The organism is Romboutsia ilealis (genome assembly GCF_900015215.1).
Lineage (GTDB): Bacteria > Bacillota > Clostridia > Peptostreptococcales > Peptostreptococcaceae > Romboutsia > Romboutsia ilealis.
This window is the reverse complement of the sequence record NZ_LN555523.1, coordinates 1,770,263-1,788,526: the sequence shown is the minus strand read 5'-3', so window position 1 is coordinate 1,788,526 and position 18,264 is coordinate 1,770,263. Positions and strand designations below refer to the sequence as shown.

16 protein-coding genes are annotated in these 18,264 nt (G+C 29.1%); all 16 read left to right on the top strand.

The window, feature by feature from the left end:
* Nucleotides 1-14: 14 nt before the first annotated feature.
* Entirely contained in the window at nt 15-1,961 is a 1,947-nt protein-coding gene (gene infB / locus CRIB_RS08390) for a translation initiation factor IF-2 (protein WP_180701938.1), read from the top strand.
* Nucleotides 1,962-1,982: 21 nt separating this feature from the next.
* Complete coding sequence (rbfA, locus tag CRIB_RS08385) at nt 1,983-2,369, top strand: 30S ribosome-binding factor RbfA (protein ID WP_180701937.1); 387 nt, start codon at nt 1,983-1,985, stop codon at nt 2,367-2,369.
* Complete coding sequence (locus tag CRIB_RS08380; RefSeq protein ID WP_243633502.1) at nt 2,359-3,354, top strand: DHH family phosphoesterase; 996 nt, start codon at nt 2,359-2,361, stop codon at nt 3,352-3,354. Before rbfA ends, CRIB_RS08380 begins: the two co-directional genes overlap by 11 nt.
* Nucleotides 3,347-4,255 (top strand): tRNA pseudouridine(55) synthase TruB, encoded by a 909-nt coding sequence (truB, locus tag CRIB_RS08375; RefSeq protein WP_180701935.1) that lies wholly within the window; start codon nt 3,347-3,349, stop codon nt 4,253-4,255. Before CRIB_RS08380 ends, truB begins: the two co-directional genes overlap by 8 nt.
* 25 nt (nt 4,256-4,280) lie before the next feature.
* Entirely contained in the window at nt 4,281-5,225 is a 945-nt protein-coding gene (locus CRIB_RS08370; protein ID WP_180701934.1) for a bifunctional riboflavin kinase/FAD synthetase, read from the top strand.
* Between the two features lie 94 nt (nt 5,226-5,319).
* Nucleotides 5,320-5,574 (top strand): 30S ribosomal protein S15, encoded by a 255-nt coding sequence (gene rpsO, locus CRIB_RS08365; protein ID WP_071119784.1) that lies wholly within the window; start codon nt 5,320-5,322, stop codon nt 5,572-5,574.
* Nucleotides 5,575-5,714: 140 nt separating this feature from the next.
* Entirely contained in the window at nt 5,715-6,563 is an 849-nt protein-coding gene (locus tag CRIB_RS08360; protein ID WP_180701933.1) for a DegV family protein, read from the top strand.
* 155 nt (nt 6,564-6,718) lie between these two features.
* A complete protein-coding gene (pnp, locus tag CRIB_RS08355) occupies nt 6,719-8,839 on the top strand; it encodes a polyribonucleotide nucleotidyltransferase (RefSeq protein ID WP_180701932.1) in 2,121 nt (706 codons plus the stop codon).
* A 622-nt stretch (nt 8,840-9,461) separates the two neighbouring features.
* Nucleotides 9,462-10,202, top strand: a complete 741-nt coding sequence (locus tag CRIB_RS08350) for a polysaccharide deacetylase family protein (protein ID WP_180701931.1) — start codon at nt 9,462-9,464, stop codon at nt 10,200-10,202.
* Nucleotides 10,203-10,317: 115 nt separating this feature from the next.
* Nucleotides 10,318-11,559, top strand: a complete 1,242-nt coding sequence (locus tag CRIB_RS08345) for a M16 family metallopeptidase (protein WP_180701930.1) — start codon at nt 10,318-10,320, stop codon at nt 11,557-11,559.
* A gap of 19 nt (nt 11,560-11,578) precedes the next feature.
* Nucleotides 11,579-11,824, top strand: a complete 246-nt coding sequence (locus CRIB_RS08340; RefSeq protein WP_180701929.1) for a YlmC/YmxH family sporulation protein — start codon at nt 11,579-11,581, stop codon at nt 11,822-11,824.
* A 129-nt stretch (nt 11,825-11,953) separates the two neighbouring features.
* A complete protein-coding gene (locus CRIB_RS08335; protein ID WP_180701928.1) occupies nt 11,954-12,727 on the top strand; it encodes a ClpP family protease in 774 nt (257 codons plus the stop codon).
* Between the two features lie 136 nt (nt 12,728-12,863).
* On the top strand, nt 12,864-15,254 hold the full coding sequence (locus tag CRIB_RS08330) for an FtsK/SpoIIIE family DNA translocase (protein WP_243633500.1): 2,391 nt from the start codon (nt 12,864-12,866) through the stop codon (nt 15,252-15,254).
* 3 nt (nt 15,255-15,257) lie between these two features.
* The gene (gene mnmH, locus CRIB_RS08325) at nt 15,258-16,316 is read left to right on the top strand and encodes a tRNA 2-selenouridine(34) synthase MnmH (protein ID WP_180701926.1); all 1,059 of its coding nucleotides are present in this window, start codon (nt 15,258-15,260) and stop codon (nt 16,314-16,316) included.
* Nucleotides 16,310-17,644, top strand: a complete 1,335-nt coding sequence (gene rimO, locus CRIB_RS08320) for a 30S ribosomal protein S12 methylthiotransferase RimO (protein ID WP_180701925.1) — start codon at nt 16,310-16,312, stop codon at nt 17,642-17,644. The genes mnmH and rimO overlap by 7 nt, the downstream gene beginning before the upstream one ends.
* Nucleotides 17,631-18,173, top strand: coding sequence for a CDP-diacylglycerol--glycerol-3-phosphate 3-phosphatidyltransferase (gene pgsA / locus CRIB_RS08315; protein ID WP_180701924.1), 543 nt, complete (start codon nt 17,631-17,633; stop codon nt 18,171-18,173). The genes rimO and pgsA overlap by 14 nt, the downstream gene beginning before the upstream one ends.
* Nucleotides 18,174-18,264 lie beyond the last annotated feature (91 nt).

Below are 18,264 nucleotides of genomic sequence, written 5' to 3'. Positions count from 1 at the left end.
TAGGGGGTGATCTTGTGTCAAAAACAAGAGTATACCAAATTGCGAACGAATTAAAAATGTCTAATGAAGATGTATTAGCTAAATTAAAAGAATTAGAAATAAATGCAGAAAATAAGGATTCTGAACTAGAAGAAGATGAAGTTGAATTAGTATTAGAAATACTAAGAGATGAAATAGCTGCAACTAATGGAAATACTATAGCTATAGATGGAAAATTAACAGTTCAAGAATTAGCCACTAAATTAGATAAGTCTGCATCTGAAATAATAATGAAGCTTATGAAAATGGGAACAATGGCAACAATAAACCAAGAAATAAGCTTTGAAATTGGGTCATTAGTTGCTAGTGAATATGGATTTGAATTAGTTGAAGGATCAACTAATGATGAAGAAGAATTAGAAGCAATAGATGCTTTAATAGATAAAGAAGAAGATAAAGAAGAAGACTTAGTAAAAAGACCACCAGTTGTTACTGTAATGGGACATGTTGACCATGGTAAAACTTCTTTACTTGATGCTATAAGAAAAACTAATGTAACTTCAAGTGAAGCTGGAGGAATAACTCAACATATAGGTGCTTCTGAAGTTATGGTAAATGGAGAAAAAGTAGTATTCTTAGATACTCCAGGACACGAAGCTTTCACATCTATGAGAGCTAGAGGGGCTCAAGTTACAGATATGGCAATATTAGTTGTTGCTGCAGATGATGGGATAATGCCTCAGACAATAGAAGCTATAAACCATGCTAAAGCTGCTAACGTACCATTAATAGTTGCTATAAATAAAATAGATAAGCCAGGAGCAAATCAAGATAGAGTTAAGCAAGAATTAGCTGATCAAGGATTATTAGTTGAAGACTGGGGTGGAGATGTTATATGTGTACCAGTTTCAGCTTTAAAAAGAGAAGGTATAGATACTTTACTTGAAATGGTACTTTTAGTTGCAGAAATGGAAGAATTAAAAGCTAATCCTAATAAAAGAGCGGTTGGTACTGTTATAGAAGCTCAACTTGATAAAGGTAGAGGACCAGTTGCAACAGTACTTGTTCAAGGTGGGACATTAAGAGTTGGAGATCCAATAGTTGCTGGTGTTGCTAGTGGTAAAGTAAGAGCAATGATAAACTCTAAAGGAAAGAGAGTTAAAGTTGCTGAACCTTCTACAGCGGTAGAGATACTAGGATTATCAGAAGTTCCACAAGGTGGAGATCAAGTTGTTGCAGTACCAAGTGATAAGGCTGCTAGATTAGTAGCTGAAAAGAGACAACAAATGGCTAGAGAAGAAATGTTAAAATCTAACCAAAGAATGAGTCTTGATGATTTCTTCTCTCAAATGGGAGATGCTGAAGTTAAAGAACTTAACATAGTTATAAAGGCTGATGTTCAAGGTTCTGTTCAAGCAGTTAAGCAATCACTTGAAAAATTATCTAATGAAGAAGTTGCAGTTAGAGTAATACATGGTGGTGTTGGCGCTGTAACTGAATCAGATATAATGCTTGCAACTGCATCTAACGCAATAATAATAGGATTTAATGTAAGACCAGTTCCAAGTGCAGAAGTACTTGCTAAAAAAGAAGGTGTAGATGTAAGAACGTACACTATAATATACAAAGCTATAGAAGATGTTCAAGCAGCTATGACTGGTATGTTAGATCCAGAATATGTTGATGAAGATACAGGAAAAGCTGAAGTTAGAGAAACATTTAAGTTATCTGGTGTTGGAACTATAGCAGGATGTTATGTAACTAGCGGTAAGGTATTTAGAGGATCTAAAGTAAGAATAGTAAGAGATGGATTCATAATACATGAAGGACAATTAGCAGCTCTTAGAAGATTTAAAGATGACGTTAAAGAAGTTAATCAAGGATACGAATGTGGTATGAGTTTTGTAAACTTCAATGACGTTAAAGAAGGCGATATAATAGAAGCTTATATAACTAAAGAAGTAGAAAGAAAATTAAAATAGATATAAAAGAGGTCGATATTAATGGCATCATACAACAGAACAAAGAGAATAGCAGAAGAGATAAAAAAAGTTATAAGCTCAATGCTTATAAGTGGAATAAAAGACCCTAGAATAACATCTATGGTAAGTGTAACTGATGTTGAAGTTACAAATGACTTAAGCTATGCATATGTTTATGTAAGTATACTAGGTGGAGATGAAGAATCTACACTATTAGGATTAAAAAGTGCAGTAAATTATATAAGAAGAGAAGTAAGTAAAAGTGTTAAACTTAGACATACTCCACAAATAATATTTAAAGTTGATGATTCTATTAAAAATGGTATGTATATGGACCATTTAATAAGAAAAGTTAATGAAGGAGCAACTGCATCTTCATTTGACGAGGAAGAATTTGATGAAGAATAATATAGAGAGTATAATAAAATACTTAAAAGGAAGTAACGATGATTTCATCGTTACTTCTCATATTAGTCCAGATGGAGACAATATAGGTTCAACTTTAGCGATGTATTATACTTTAAATAAATTAGGGAAAAACGTTTACCATGTATTAGATGATAATCCTCCTCAAAATTTAAAGTTTTTAGTTGAAAATATGAATATATTAAAATCAGAAGAAGTCAACTTAGATAGTTATAATATAATAGCACTTGATTGTGGAGATAAAAACAGAATGTGCATAAGTCAAAAATTAATAGATAATGCTAAGAAAATAATATGTATAGATCACCATGCAAGTAATGATTATTATGGTGATTTTAATTATATAGATACTGAAGCATCATCAACTTGTGAGTTAGTTTATAATTTATTAATAGAATATGAAAAAAAAGAAAATATAAATATAATAGATGAAGATATAGCTACATGTTTATATACTGGATTAGTAACTGATACCGGTAATTTTGTATATTCAAACACTCATCCAAGTAGTTTTGAAATGGCAAAGGAACTTTTATCAAAAGGAGCTAAAAAAGATACTATAATTCAAAAAGTATTTCAAAGTAATCCATATAATTATTATAAATTATTAGGTGAAGCTTTAAATACTTTAGATGTAGTAGATGGAAAAATTGCTAGTATAACTATAACTAAAGAAATGTTAAAAAGAAATGTAATAAGCTTTAATGATGTAGATGGAATAACACCATACACTAGAGATATAGAAGGTGTTGAAGTTGGAATACTACTAAAAGAAAAAAAAGAAAATGAAGTAAAAATAAGCCTAAGATCTAAAAACTATGTAGATGTAAGTAAAATAGCTAAAAGTTTTAATGGTGGAGGACACATAAGAGCTGCAGGTTGTACAATTTACTCTAGTATAGAAGATGCAAAGAAAAAGATAGTCGAGGCTGTAGTAAAAGCAATACAAGGTGATAAAAATGAATAAGATAGTAAATATTATAAAGCCTACAGGTATGACATCTCATGATGTAGTAAGTGCTGTAAGAAAGATTTTAAATACAAAAAAAGTTGGACATACAGGTACCCTTGATCCGGATGCATCAGGGGTATTACCTATATGTATAGGAAAGGCAACTAAAGTTAGTGAACTTATATTGAATAAAGATAAATCATATATTTGTGAACTAACTTTAGGTATAACTACAGATACATATGACTCATCAGGTGAAATATTAGAAAAAGTAGATAATTTTAGTTTTACAAAAGACGAAATAGAAAAAGCTTTTGATACTCAAAGAGGTCATATAAATCAATTACCACCAATGTACTCTGCATTAAAAGTAAATGGTAAAAGAATGTGTGATTTAGTTAGAAGTGGAAGAGCAGATGAAATAAACTTAAAAACTAGACCTGTTCATATTAAAGAACTTAATATACTTAGCATAAGAGATGATAAAATAATGTTTTATGTAAAATGTTCTAAAGGAACTTATGTAAGAAGTATATGCTATGATATTGGTAAAATTTTAGGATGTGGAGGACATATGTCTTTCCTACTTAGGACATCATCAGGTAAATTTAACTTAGAAAATGGTATAACTCTTGAAGAGTTAAAAGAATATAATGATAATAATACGCTAGATAATTATTTATATGATATAGATTATGTATTAACTAATTTTAATAAAATAAAAATACATGAAAATGCTGAAAAGTACTATATAAATGGTGGCATAATAGATGAGAGACGATTTACAGAAAAAGACTTTAATGAAAATGATGAATTTGTAAGAGTTTATAGTTCAAAAGAATTTATTGGAATAGGTAAGTTAATAAGAAAAAATAACACTATAAGTGTAAAAAGTGATAAACTGTTTATAGTATAAATTTCAATTAAGCGGGGAATGCAAAATGGATACTATAACATCGATAGAAAAAATAGAGCCAATAAAAGAAAGTGTAGTGACTATCGGGAATTTTGATGGATTACACAGGGGACATCAAGCACTGATAAAAAAAGCAATAGAATATGCTAAGATAAATAATATGAGTAGTGTTGTTTTTACTTTTAAAAATCATCCAGCTAATTACTTTAGACCAGATTCTATAAAGAATATAATAACTAATGAAGAAAAGGTAAAAATATTAAAGTCTATGGGAATAGATTATATAATCAACATACCATTTAATGAGTATATGACAAAAATATCAGGACATGATTTTGTAAAAGAAATATTGTTAGATACATTATGTGCTAAGAACATAATAGTTGGACATGATTTTACTTTTGCAAGAAATAAAGAAGGTAATATAAAATTACTAAAAGAATTATCTAATAAGTATGGTTTTTCATTAGAAATAGTAAGTCCTATAAAATTAGATGATATAAGAATTAGTAGTACTTATATTAGACAGTTAATCTCAGATGGTAGAGTAGAAGATGTATCTAACTACCTTGGTAGAAACTATAAATTATCCGGAGAAGTTATATATTCAAAGCAACTGGGAAGAACAATAGGATTTCCAACTGCAAATATAAGTATAAATGAAGATATGATTATACCTAAAGTTGGAATATATGCCACAAAAGTATATATTGATGAAGAGACATACTACGGAGCTACAAATGTAGGATACAATCCGACAGTAAATGGAGATAATTTATCTATTGAAACTAATATACTAGAGTTTAATGATAATATATATGGAAAAGTTATAACTATAGAATTTATAGAGCGAATTAGAGATGAAAAAAAGTTTAATGGAATTGAAGAATTGAAAAAACAGCTTCAAAAAGATACTAGGTATGTATATGAAAAGTATATTTGCAAAAGAGAAAAAATTATGATACAATAAGTAAGTAAATTAATTAACCATTACTCGGCATATGATTGCTCCAAATCTATGCTTAGTTATTGGCGATTATAAAATATATTGGAGGTAACTCAAGATGAACAAAACTGAAATAATAAAAGAATTCGGAAGATTTGAAGGAGATACTGGTTCTCCAGAAGTACAAATAGCTTTATTAACAGCTAGAATAAATGAATTAAATGACCACTTAAAAATGCACAAAAAAGACCATCACTCAAGAAGAGGTCTATTAAAGATGGTTGGTAGAAGAAGAAACTTATTAGCTTACTTAAAAGATAGAGATCTTGAAGGATACAGAGCGTTAATAGCTAAATTAGGATTAAGAAAGTAATTTTTTACTTTTATATAAAAAGCAGGTATAATAATACCTGCTTTTTATAATTTTAATATTATATAAAAAATATTGATGGCTATTATATAAAAAGGTATTTGTAGCTATTATATAGAAAGGTTTATATAGAGGTGATGACTTTGAAAATAAAATTAATATGCGATAGTCTATGTGATATTCCAAAAGAAATTCAAAATAAAGAATATTTAGAAGTAGTACCACTTACTATAATTTTTAATGACAAAGAATACAAAGATGGAGTAGATATAAGTAAAGAGGAATATTATGAAGTTTTAAAAAATAGCAAGGAAATACCAAAAACGTCTCAAGCTACATATATACAGTTCAGTGAGTTATTTAACAAATATATAGATGAAGGTTACAGCATAATATGTATAAATGGGTCATCAAAATCATCAGGAACATATCAAAGTGCAATGCTTGCAAAAAATGATATGGGCGATAAGGGAAATGATATACATATGTTTGATACTATGAGTTTATCATTAGGAAGTGGTCAATTTGTTATAAAGGCATGTGACTTAATAGAAGAAGGGTTAAGTCCAGATGAAATAATAAAAGAGTTAGATTCTATTAGAGAAAGTGTAATGCTATTTTTTGCACCTAAAACTTTGGACTATTTAAAAAAGAGTGGTAGGGTATCTGTAGCCACTGCTATAATAGGAAATATTCTTAATTTGGTACCAGTATTTTCATTCCCTGATGGAGAAGCGCATTTAGAAGAAAAGATTAGAGGAAGTAAGAACCTAGCAAGTAAGCTTATTGATATGATATTAGAGAGAAATAATGGGAATTTAGAGGATAAAATTGTTACTATAGGATATGGGGATAATTTTAAAGATTTTGAAAAGCTTGAGAAAGAGGTACAAAAAAGAATAAAAGCTAAAAAAGTACTAATAACTAGAGGTGGAGCTTGTATATGTTCTCATACTGGTCCAGATATACTTGCTATAAGTTGTTCTAACTAGAATATGACTAATTTTAAAATAAAGTGTAAATAATACATATAATGATTAAGATAAGTAAGTAAGCTACTTTTGTATTGTTAAAACATAGTATTTTTGATAAGATAATACATAGGATAGTAAACGCGTTTTTAGCAAAAGAGGAGGTACAAGCTTTAATGTTTGAACATAAAATATTTACAATGGATTTAGCAGGAAGAGAGCTTTCTGTTGAAATAGGAAAGATAGCAGAACTTGCTAGCGGAAGTGCCATAATTAGATACGGGGAAACTATGGTTATGGTAAATGTTTCAAAATCAGCAAAACCACGAGATGGAATAGATTTCTTTCCTCTAAGTGTTGATTATGAAGAAAAATTATATTCAGTAGGGAAAATACCTGGAGGATTTTTAAAAAGAGAAGGTAAGCCTTCAGAAAAGGCGATATTAACGTCAAGACTTATAGATAGACCGATAAGACCATTATTCCCAAAAGGATTTAGAAATGATGTACAAGTCGTTGCTACAGTTTTATCAGTAGATCAAGATTGTACACCAGACATAGTTGCTATGATAGGGTCCTCTATAGCTTTATCTATATCTGATATACCTTTTAATGGTCCTACAGGATCTGTTTTAATAGGATTAGTTGATGGAGCATTTGTTGTTAACCCAACAGCAGAACAAAGAGAAAAGAGTTCTCTTCATCTAGTAGTATCAGGAACTAAAGATGCTATAATGATGGTTGAAGCTGGTGGAGAAGAAATACCAGATGCATTAATGCTTGAAGCTATACTATTTGCGCATGAAGAAATTAAAAAAGTGGTAGCATTTATAGAAGAAATAACTGCTGAAGTTGGAAAAGAGAAAATGGAAGTAGTTCTATTTAAAGCTGACGAAGAGGTTGAAAAAGCAGTTCGTGAATTTGCTACAGACAAAATGAAAGAAGCTGTAAAGACTATAGAAAAGCTTGAAAGAATGGAAAAAATGGATGCTGTTAAAGCTGAAACATTTGAAAAGTTCGAAGAGTTATTAGAAGATTACGGAGTAGATATAGAAGAAACACTTCAAGCTATAATAAAAGAAGAAGTAAGAAAATTAATAGTACATGAGAATATAAGACCTGATAATAGAGGATTAGAAGAGATAAGACCAATATGGTGTGATAACGGATTTATACCTAGAGCTCATGGTTCAGGATTATTTACAAGAGGTCAAACTCAAGTAATGTCTATAGCGACACTTGGAGCATTAGGTGATGTTCAAATATTAGATGGATTAGATGAAGAAGAAAGTAAGAGATATATGCATCATTACAATTTCCCAGCATATAGTGTTGGTGAAGCTAGACCATCAAGAGGACCAGGAAGAAGAGAAATAGGACATGGAGCACTTGCTGAAAGAGCCTTAGTGCCTGTACTTCCATCAAAAGAGGAATTCCCATATGCAATAAGAGTAGTATCAGAGGTATTAAGTTCTAATGGTTCTACATCTCAAGGTAGTGTATGTGGTTCAACATTATCTTTACTTGATGCTGGTGTACCTTTAAAAGATATGGTAGCAGGTATTGCTATGGGACTTATAAAGCATGATGATAAAGTGGCGGTACTTTCTGATATACAAGGTATGGAAGATCACTTAGGAGATATGGACTTTAAAGTAGCAGGAACAGAAAAAGGTATAACTGCTATACAAATGGATATAAAGATAGCTGGTATAGATAAAGAAATATTAACTAGAGCTTTAACTCAAGCTAAAGCAGGTAGAATACATATATTAAATGAAATGAGAAAAACAATATCAGCTCCAAAACCAGAATTATCTAAGTATGCTCCTAAGATAATAACAATGAACATAAATCCAGATAAAATAAGAGACGTTATAGGACCTGGTGGAAAAGTTATAACTAAGATAATAGAGGAAACTGGAGTTAAGATAGATATAGAACAAACTGGAGAAGTATTTATAGCAGGAATAGATGCTGATATGATAAAGCTTGCACAAAAGAAAATAAACGATATAGTAGCTGAAGCTGAAGTAGGACAAACTTATACTGGTAAAGTTACAAGAATAATGAACTTTGGTGCATTTGTTGAAATACTTCCTGGTAAAGAAGGATTACTTCATATATCTCATATAGCTCACGAAAGAGTAGCTAAAGTTGAAGATGTATTAAATATAGGTGATGAAGTAGAGGTTAAAGTTACTGAAATAGATGAAAAAGGAAGAGTAAACTTATCTAGAAAAGTATTATTACCTAAGCCTGAAAAATCTGATAAAGATAAAAAAGAAGAAAAATAATAATATTCTAAGAGAAGTCTTTTATAAGGCTTCTTTTTTAACGCTTAAGGATATTATAATACTTAAAAAAATGTGGATAAATTCTGAATGTAAGTAATATCAATAAATTGGTTTTGAGCGTAAAAAAGATTTTGAAATACTTCGCCCACGCAGTGGCTCAAGCAACGGACGAAGTCGTTGGCGACATGAGCGAAGCTAATTTTTTATAAGATTTTTTTATAAATTCAAGGAGAATACCCATACTTAATATAAATATTAATATAGAAGAAATATATTCTGGAGATATAGTTATAAATTTGAGAATATGAGTATACTAAAGATAGGTTACTTATAATAAAAAAGATTCTATCGTATATATTTGGACTCATATAGTGATTAATTTAACATATTGTATTAAGGAGGTATTTTTATGGATATTATAGTAGATATATGTGAAATTATTTCAGACTTAGCATTAACCTTATTTTCAGGAGATGACTGGATTAAGATTAGAAAATGTATGGCAAAAAGAAAATAAAATATTTATAAAAGTAGTGAGGAATCACTACTTTTTTTGCATATTTGTCCTAAATTAATAATAGTATTTATAAACAAGCAATAATACATATAGGAGGAAACCTTAATGATAATGATGGTACTTAACAAAAGTAAATTGAAAAAAATCATTATGTTGGTATTAGTAGTAGTTGCATTATTATCAAGTGCAATATTTTTTATGAAAAATAAGGATACTAAACCTACATTTGAATTTATGGATCAAGCAAATATTCCGTATACTCAAGGTACAAAACAAAATAGTGGCTACGTTGCATTAACTTGCAACGTAGACCTAGGTTGGGAGACTGAATATGTACAAGGAATACTTGATGTATTAAAAAAGGAAGATGTAAAAATTACCTTTAATGTAACAGGAAGATGGGCAGAAAAGAATCAAGAAATGTTATTAAAACTTAAAAGTGAAGGTCATGAAATAGGAAATCATGGTCATAGACACTTAGATTACGCAAAGCTTTCATATGAAGAAAATTTAGAGCAGATAAAAACTTCTAAAAAAATAATAGAGGACATAATAAATGAAGAAACTAAATTTTTTCAAGCACCAGCAGGTTCATTTGGCGAGGGGACTATGAAGGCAGCAAATGAACTTGGATACACAAGTATAAAATGGGATGTTGATACAATAGATTGGAATAATAGAAAAGAGCCAGATGTTATAATAGAAAGAGTAAAGAAAAAGGATATAAAAGATGGTAGTATAGTACTAATGCATCCAACTTATGCAACTACTCAGTGTTTAGATGATATTATACAGATAATAAGAGATAAAGGTCTAAAACCTGGAATGCTTAGTGATATATTTTAAATAAAGTTGATTAAGTTAATATACTAAATTATAATTTAATACATGTAATAAAAAGATAATTTGATTTAATGAACTTAATATATATAATAAATGAAGTGAACTTGGAGGAGAAGTTATGTATAAAAAACATGTATTAGAAAATGGACTAACTATAATAGGTGAAGAAATACCATATGTAAAGTCTATATCTTTAGGAATATGGATAAATGCAGGCTCTAGAATAGAAGATGAGGAGATAAGTGGAATATCACATTTTATAGAGCATATGTTATTTAAAGGAACAAAAAATAGAACATCTAAGCAAATAGCTAGTGAAATAGATAACTTAGGTGGTCAAATAAATGCTTTTACGAGCAAGGAGTGTACATGTTACTATGTAAAATTACTAGATTCTCATATAGATATAGGAATAGATATACTTAGTGATATGATATTAAATTCGAAGTTTAATGAAGATGATTTAGATAAAGAAAGATCAGTAATAATTGAAGAGCTAAAGATGTATGAAGATTCGCCAGAAGATTTAGCTTATGACTTATTAACTGAAAATATATACAAGAACGATACATTAGGGATGAATATAATTGGAACAGAAGAATCGCTGAAAAAATTAAATAGAGAAAAATTATTAGATTATTTCAATAAATATTATGTTCCTAATAATTCAGTGATAGCTATATCAGGAAACTTTAATTTTAATGAAATAATAAATAAGATAGAAGAGAAGTTTAAAGGTTGGAAAAAGAAATCTGTTAATATAGATATTAAAAAAGCAGAATTTAAAAGTTGTTTTTTAACTAAAAATAAAGATATAGAACAGGTTAATTTAGCTATGAGTTTAGAAGCAGTTCCGCTTGAAAATGATGAAGAAGTATATGCTTTGGCTGTTATAAATACAGTATTTGGAGGAAGTATAAGTTCTAGGTTATTTCAAAAAATAAGGGAAGAAAAAGGATTAGTGTATTCTATATATTCTTCTCAAAGCTTATATAGAAAATGTGGAGAATTGGGTATATTTGCTAGTATGAGTAATGAACATTTAGAAGAAGTATACGAGTCAATTATAGAAGAAATAAAGATTATGAAGAAAGACTATTTAACAGAACAGGAGATAAAAGAAAGTAAAGAGCAATTAAAAGGAAGTTATATATTAGGTCTTGAAAGTACAAGTAGCAGAATGATGTCTATTGGAAGGTCATTACTTTTAAATAATAAAGTAGAGTCGACAGATGATATATTAAAATCAATAGATAATGTAGATAGAGAAACTGTAAAAAAGGTTATAGATAAAATTTTTAACTTAAATAAATTGGGTGTATGTATAGTAGGAAGAGATCTAGAAGAAAATAAATTATAAAATAAGGTGGGGGATAAACATGAATTTATCTGAAATAGCAGGAAAGGAAATAGTTAATCTAGTAACAGGTGAAAGATTAGGTGTAGTTGGAGAATGTGACCTTATATTAGATGAAGTGAGTGGTGAGATATTAGCACTTTTAATACCTAAAGAAAGAGGATTTTTCGGGATAAAAAAAGACAAGTCAACTCTTGAAGTACCATGGAGAAGTATTAGAAAAATAGGAAATGATATGATAATAATAGAATATGATGGTGTTTATTAAAATATATTAAGTAGATTTATGTCAAAATTCATTTAGATAGGTTTAATTTATAAGAACCTTCTAAGTGAATTTTTTTTTACTACTTGGTAAAACTATAATTATAAAGTATATATTGAGAGGAGTTTATTTATGAGATATTATGAAGATAATATAAATCCTAATAGTTACATAGAGTTTTCAAAAAATAAAAGAAAAGATAATTTAAAAAGTGAAAAAGTAGACGATGAAAATAAAGATATCCAAAGTGAAGAAATAGCTGATATAAAGCAAATGGGTGTACCTAATATGCCTCAACAAGCTAAAAAAGAGATACAATGTATAACTATAATAGGTGAAATAGAGGGGCATTATGTAGGTAATCCACAAAAAAAATCGACTAAATATGAACATATAATACCTATGTTATATTCAATAGAAGAAAATGAAGATATAAAAGGAGTTCTTATAATACTTAATACTGTAGGTGGAGATGTTGAAGCTGGTCTTGCTATGTCAGAACTTATAAATAGTATATCAAAAAAAGTTGTAACTTTAGTTTTAGGTGGAAGTCATAGCATTGGTGTACCGCTTGCTACTGCGGGAGATTATTCATTTATAGCTCCGACTGCAACGATGGTAGTTCATCCGATAAGAACTAATGGACTAGTCATAGGTGTTAATGAAACTTTTGAGTATTTTAAAAAGATGCAAGAAAGAATAACTCAATTTATCATAAGAACATCTAATATAGAAAGAGGAGAACTTGAAAAAATAATGCACTCAAAAGATGATTTAGTAAATGATGTAGGAAGCGTTCTAATAGGTAAAGAAGCTGTAGAATGTGGTCTTATAAATGAAGTTGGGGGATTAAAAGATGCTATGAATAAGTTAAAAGAACTTATAAAAGAAGATACTAAGAAATAAGATTTGTTTAATATATAGAATATATGATATAATTAAAAAATATAGTTAAAGTGTTAGTGTTTATGCATTAACACTTTTTGCTATGATTAGGATATAAGATATTTATTAAATTAGAATGATAAAAGAGGTGAGATGGGTGGCCAAGAAGAAAAATACTAAAGGTAAGAAGAAAAATAATAATTTAGAATTTAATGCTGAATATCATAATTTAATTACTATATTTATCGGTATATTTTTGTTGTATAGTTTAAATTCAAACTCTATGGGATTTGTAGGGAGTGTGATGCAGACGATTTTTAAAGGATTGTTTGGAGGATTGTCTATTTTTATGCCATTTATAATAGTTGCTACGGGGATACTTGGTTTCTTTGATGGAAACGAATATATATATAGAATGAAAAATACTAAAATATATTATTTAACAATAGCATTTATATTTGTATTCTATGGTTTATTAAATGCTAAATCTCTTACGATTGAAAGTCCGTTAAGCAGTGAAATGTTTAAATCAGTGATTCAAATGGGTGTCGATGGTAGTGGAAGTGGTTTAATTGCAACAACTATAACTTACTATATAAAGCAGGCGTTTGGTATAACTGGAGGATGGCTAATAAGTATATTTGCACTTATAGCAGGTATTATGTTTGTATTTAAGATATCTATAAAAGACTTAGTATCAAATATAAAAGCTAAATCAAATGGAATAAAAAATAGTGATTTAACTATGAAAGAAAGAATGGCCAATATGAAGCAATCTGTAATAGATATGGTTACAGATGAAGTAGATGAAGAAACTATGGTCAAAAAACAAGGTTTATTAAAAAAAGATAAGAAAAAAGAAGAAGTTATAGAAGAGGATTATGATGAAATAGAAGACAAGACTATAAAAATTGTAGGCTTTAATAAAGCAGAAGATGACTATTTAGAAATATTAGAAGGTACTCAAAGTATGTCATCAGAACTTGATGTATTAAAAGAACTTCAAAATACAAACAAACAAAACATAAATAATGATGTATATGAAGATGTTAGAGAACAACCAATAAAGACATCTAAAACTTTTGACAGTGAAAAAACTCAAACAATAAGTATAAAAGAAGAAGCTAATTACGATAATTATAAAATACCAAGTGTTAATTTATTAAATAAGATAGATAAAAAGGCTGATGATAATAGTAAAAAGAAAGTGTTAAAAAATGCTTCTTTACTAGAAAAAACACTAGCAGACTTTGGGGTTGAAGCTAAAGTAAATCAAGTTACAGTAGGACCTACTATAACAAGATATGAAATACAACCAAGTCCAGGGGTTAAGGTAAGCAAAATAGTAAATTTAACAGATGATATAGCACTAAGTTTAGCTGCTAGAAGTATAAGAATGGAGGCTCCAATACCAGGTAAAAGTGCTATAGGTATAGAGGTTCCAAATGAAACTCCTTTAATGGTTGGACTTAGAGAAGTATTTGAAAGTGAAGAATTTAAAAAGTTTGATTCTCCGCTTGCTATGGCTCTTGGAAAAGACATAAGCGGAAAACCAGTTATAGGCGATATAGGTAAAATGCCACATTTACTTATAGCAGGGTCAACAGGTTCTGGTAAGAGTGTTTGCGTAAATACACTGATAAGTAGTATACTATACAAGGCAAGACCTGATGAAGTCAAGTTGCTTTTAATAGACCCTAAGGTTGTTGAACTTGCAAATTATAATGGAATACCTCATTTACTAATACCAGTTGTAACAGATCCTAAAAAAGCTGCTAATGCACTTAATTGGGCAGTTGTAGAAATGAATAAGAGATATAAGATGTTCGCTGAAAATGGAGTAAAGGACATTACAAGTTATAATGAAAAATGCGAAGAAAAACTTCCAAAAATTGTTATAATAATAGATGAGCTTGCTGACCTTATGATGGCAAGTGCTAATGATGTAGAAGATTATATATGTAGACTGGCACAAATGGCAAGAGCTGCAGGTATGCATTTAATAGTAGCGACTCAAAGACCGTCAGTAGATGTTATAACAGGTGTTATAAAAGCTAACATACCTTCAAGAATTGCATTTGCTGTTTCATCACAAACAGACTCTAGAACAATACTTGATATGGGTGGAGCTGAAAAGCTACTTGGAAAAGGTGATATGTTATTCTATCCACTAGGTGCATCAAAGCCAGTTAGACTTCAAGGTGCATTTATATCAGAAAATGAATCACAAAATGTTATAGACTTTGTCAAGTCACAAGTTAAAGAAGAAGTAAAATATGAAGAAAATATAATGGATACAATATCTAAGGTTAATATGGAAAAGTCAAGTGATGAAGATGAACTTTTAAGTGAAGCTATTGAATTTGTTGTAGAAAGTGGTCAAGGTTCTGCATCTATGCTTCAAAGAAAGTTTAAAATCGGATTTAATAGGGCTGCAAGACTTATAGATTCTATGGAAGAAAGAGGCATAGTAGGGCCTAATGAAGGAAGTAAACCAAGAAAAGTATTAATGAGCAAACAAGATTTACAAAATTTAGAAGGTGAATAAAATTTGAAGATAATAAAGATAGAAGATGCATTAAAATTAAAAAACTGTATATTTATAGATGTTAGAACTGAATCTGAATACAAAGAAGATCATATATTAAATGCATTTAATATGCCTTTATTTAAAGACCACGAACATTGTGAAGTCGGAACAATATATAAAATGCAGGGAAAGAATAAAGCTATTCAAAAAGGATTTGACTTTGTAGGATATAAGTTAAAAGATATGTATATACAAGTCACAAGTCTTGCAAGTGAATATGATAATATAGTAATATATTGTGCTAGAGGTGGAATGAGAAGTGGGTCTGTATGTAGCCTATTTGACTCTCTAGGGATGAACATATATAAACTCGAAGGTGGATATAAGTCATATAGAAACTATGTATTAGAATATTTAGATAACATAATGAATGTTAAAAACTTTATAGTGATTCATGGATTAACAGGTGTTGGGAAAACTGACTTATTAAATATACTAGAAGAAAAAAATGTGGACAATATAGATTTGGAAGGAATAGCTAAAAATAGTGGATCTACATTTGGTTTCATAACGCATGATAAGAAGCCACCAACGCAGAAAGAATTTGAATCAAAAATATTTGAAAAAATATTTTTCTCAAATAGTGATTATATATTTATAGAAAGTGAAAGTAAAAGAGTAGGTCATGTATTAATACCTAATAATATTTACGATGCTATAGTTAGAGATGGATATCATATACTTCTTGAATGTAGTTTAGAAAATAGAGTAAAAAGACTTTGTAGAGATTATGTATACGATAAAGACGAAAATAATATAGAAGTATTAAAGGATTGTATAAATAAATTTAGAAAAAGACTTGGACACAATAAAGTTGATGAATATATTAATTTATTAGAAGAAGGAAAATATGAAGAGCTAGTAGAAAAATACTTAGTAGAGTACTATGACCCATTATATATGCATTCAGTTGATAAATATAAATATAATGAGGTTATAAACTTTGATGATGTTGACAGCGCAGTAGAAGAAGTTATAAAATTTCATCAATCAGCAATGGAAGGAGCAATAAAATGTTAAAAATCGCATTAGAATCATTAGGATGTTCTAAAAACTTAGTAGATGCAGAAATAATGATGGGAATACTTAATAAAAAAGGATATAAGTTAGTTGGAGATTTTGAAGAAGCAGATATAATATTAGTAAACACTTGTGGATTTATAGAATCTGCAAAACAAGAATCTATACAAACTATACTAGAATTAGCACAATTAAAAGAAACTGCTAATTTAAAATTACTTATAGTTACAGGATGTTTAGCACAAAGATATTCAGACGAATTAAAAACAGAAATACCAGAAATAGATGCAATAGTAGGTACTGGAAGTTATCAGCAAATAGATGAAATTATAGCTAACCTTGAAAAAGAAAATCATATAGTGAGCTTAGATGATATAGACTTTGCATATAATGAAGATTTGCCAAGATATGTATCAACTCCAGATTATATGGCTTACTTAAAAATAGGAGAAGGTTGTGATAACAAATGTACTTATTGTATAATACCTAAATTAAGAGGTAAATACAGAAGTAGAAAAATGGAAGATATAATATTAGAAGCTAAAGACTTAGCCGCTAAAGGTGTTAAAGAGTTAGTTGTTATAGCACAAGACACAACAAAATATGGATGCGATTTATATGGAAAGGAAATGCTTCCTGAATTACTAGAAGAACTTGCACAAATAGAAGGTATAAAATGGATAAGAATAATGTATTCATATCCAGAATCAATAACTGAAGAATTAGTTAAAGTTATAAAAAAATACGATAATATATGTAATTACTTTGATATGCCAATACAACATGCAAGTAATAAAATATTAAAGTTAATGAACAGACACACGACAAAAGAAAATATATTATCAACTATAAATATGATAAGAAAGCATATACCAGATGCTACATTAAGAACTACTATAATAGTAGGATTCCCAGGTGAAACAGAAGAGGATTTCAATGAATTAGTGGAATTTGTTAAAGTAGCTAAGTTTGATAGACTTGGAGCATTCTCTTATTCAAGAGAAGAAGATACGCCAGCTGATAAACTTCCAAACCATTTAGATCAAGATGTTAAAGATGAAAGAAGAGATGCTTTAATGTTAGTTCAACAAGGTATCTCAGAAGAATTAAATGCTGCTAAAGTAGGAAATGGATATGAAGTTTTAATAGAGGAGCAAATAGAAGACAAAGTATATATAGGAAGAACTCAAGGAGATGCAGAGGAAATAGACAGTATAGTATATGTTAAATCTGACAAAAAGTTAAACATAGGTGACTTCGTAAATGTAAAAATAACTAGTGCATTAGAATACGATTTAATGGGGGATGTAGTTAATGAACTTGCCTAATAAACTAACTTTATTTAGGATATTTTTAATACCAGTATTTATACTTGTTATGTTATTTAACATACCGAGTAAATATTTAATAGCATGTGTAATATTTATAGTAGCATCTATAACAGATGCAATGGATGGGCATATAGCTAGAAAGCATAATTTAATTACTGATTTTGGAAAATTTATGGACCCGCTAGCAGATAAGCTATTGGTTATATCAGCGCTTATATGTATGATAGAAGTAGGACTAGTTCCGGGCTGGATGGTAATTATAATTGTTGCTAGAGAACTTACAGTAAGTATATTAAGAGCAATAGCTGCTGCTGATGGAAAAGTAATCGCAGCAAGTGGTGGAGGTAAATTAAAGACAATAAGCCAAATGATATCAATACCATTATTACTTTTAGGTAAGCAGTTTGGAAGTACTATATTACTATATATAGGAAATGTAGCTATACTAATAGCTACATTGCTTACTTTATATTCTGGATGGGAATATCTATACAAAAATAAAAACTTATTTATGGAAAGTAAATAATTAAAAGGAGCTATTATTAAGAACAGCTATCAAAGCTAATTTCTGAATATAGCTCCTTTATATTTTATAAGTGAAAAGTTTTATTGTTTAT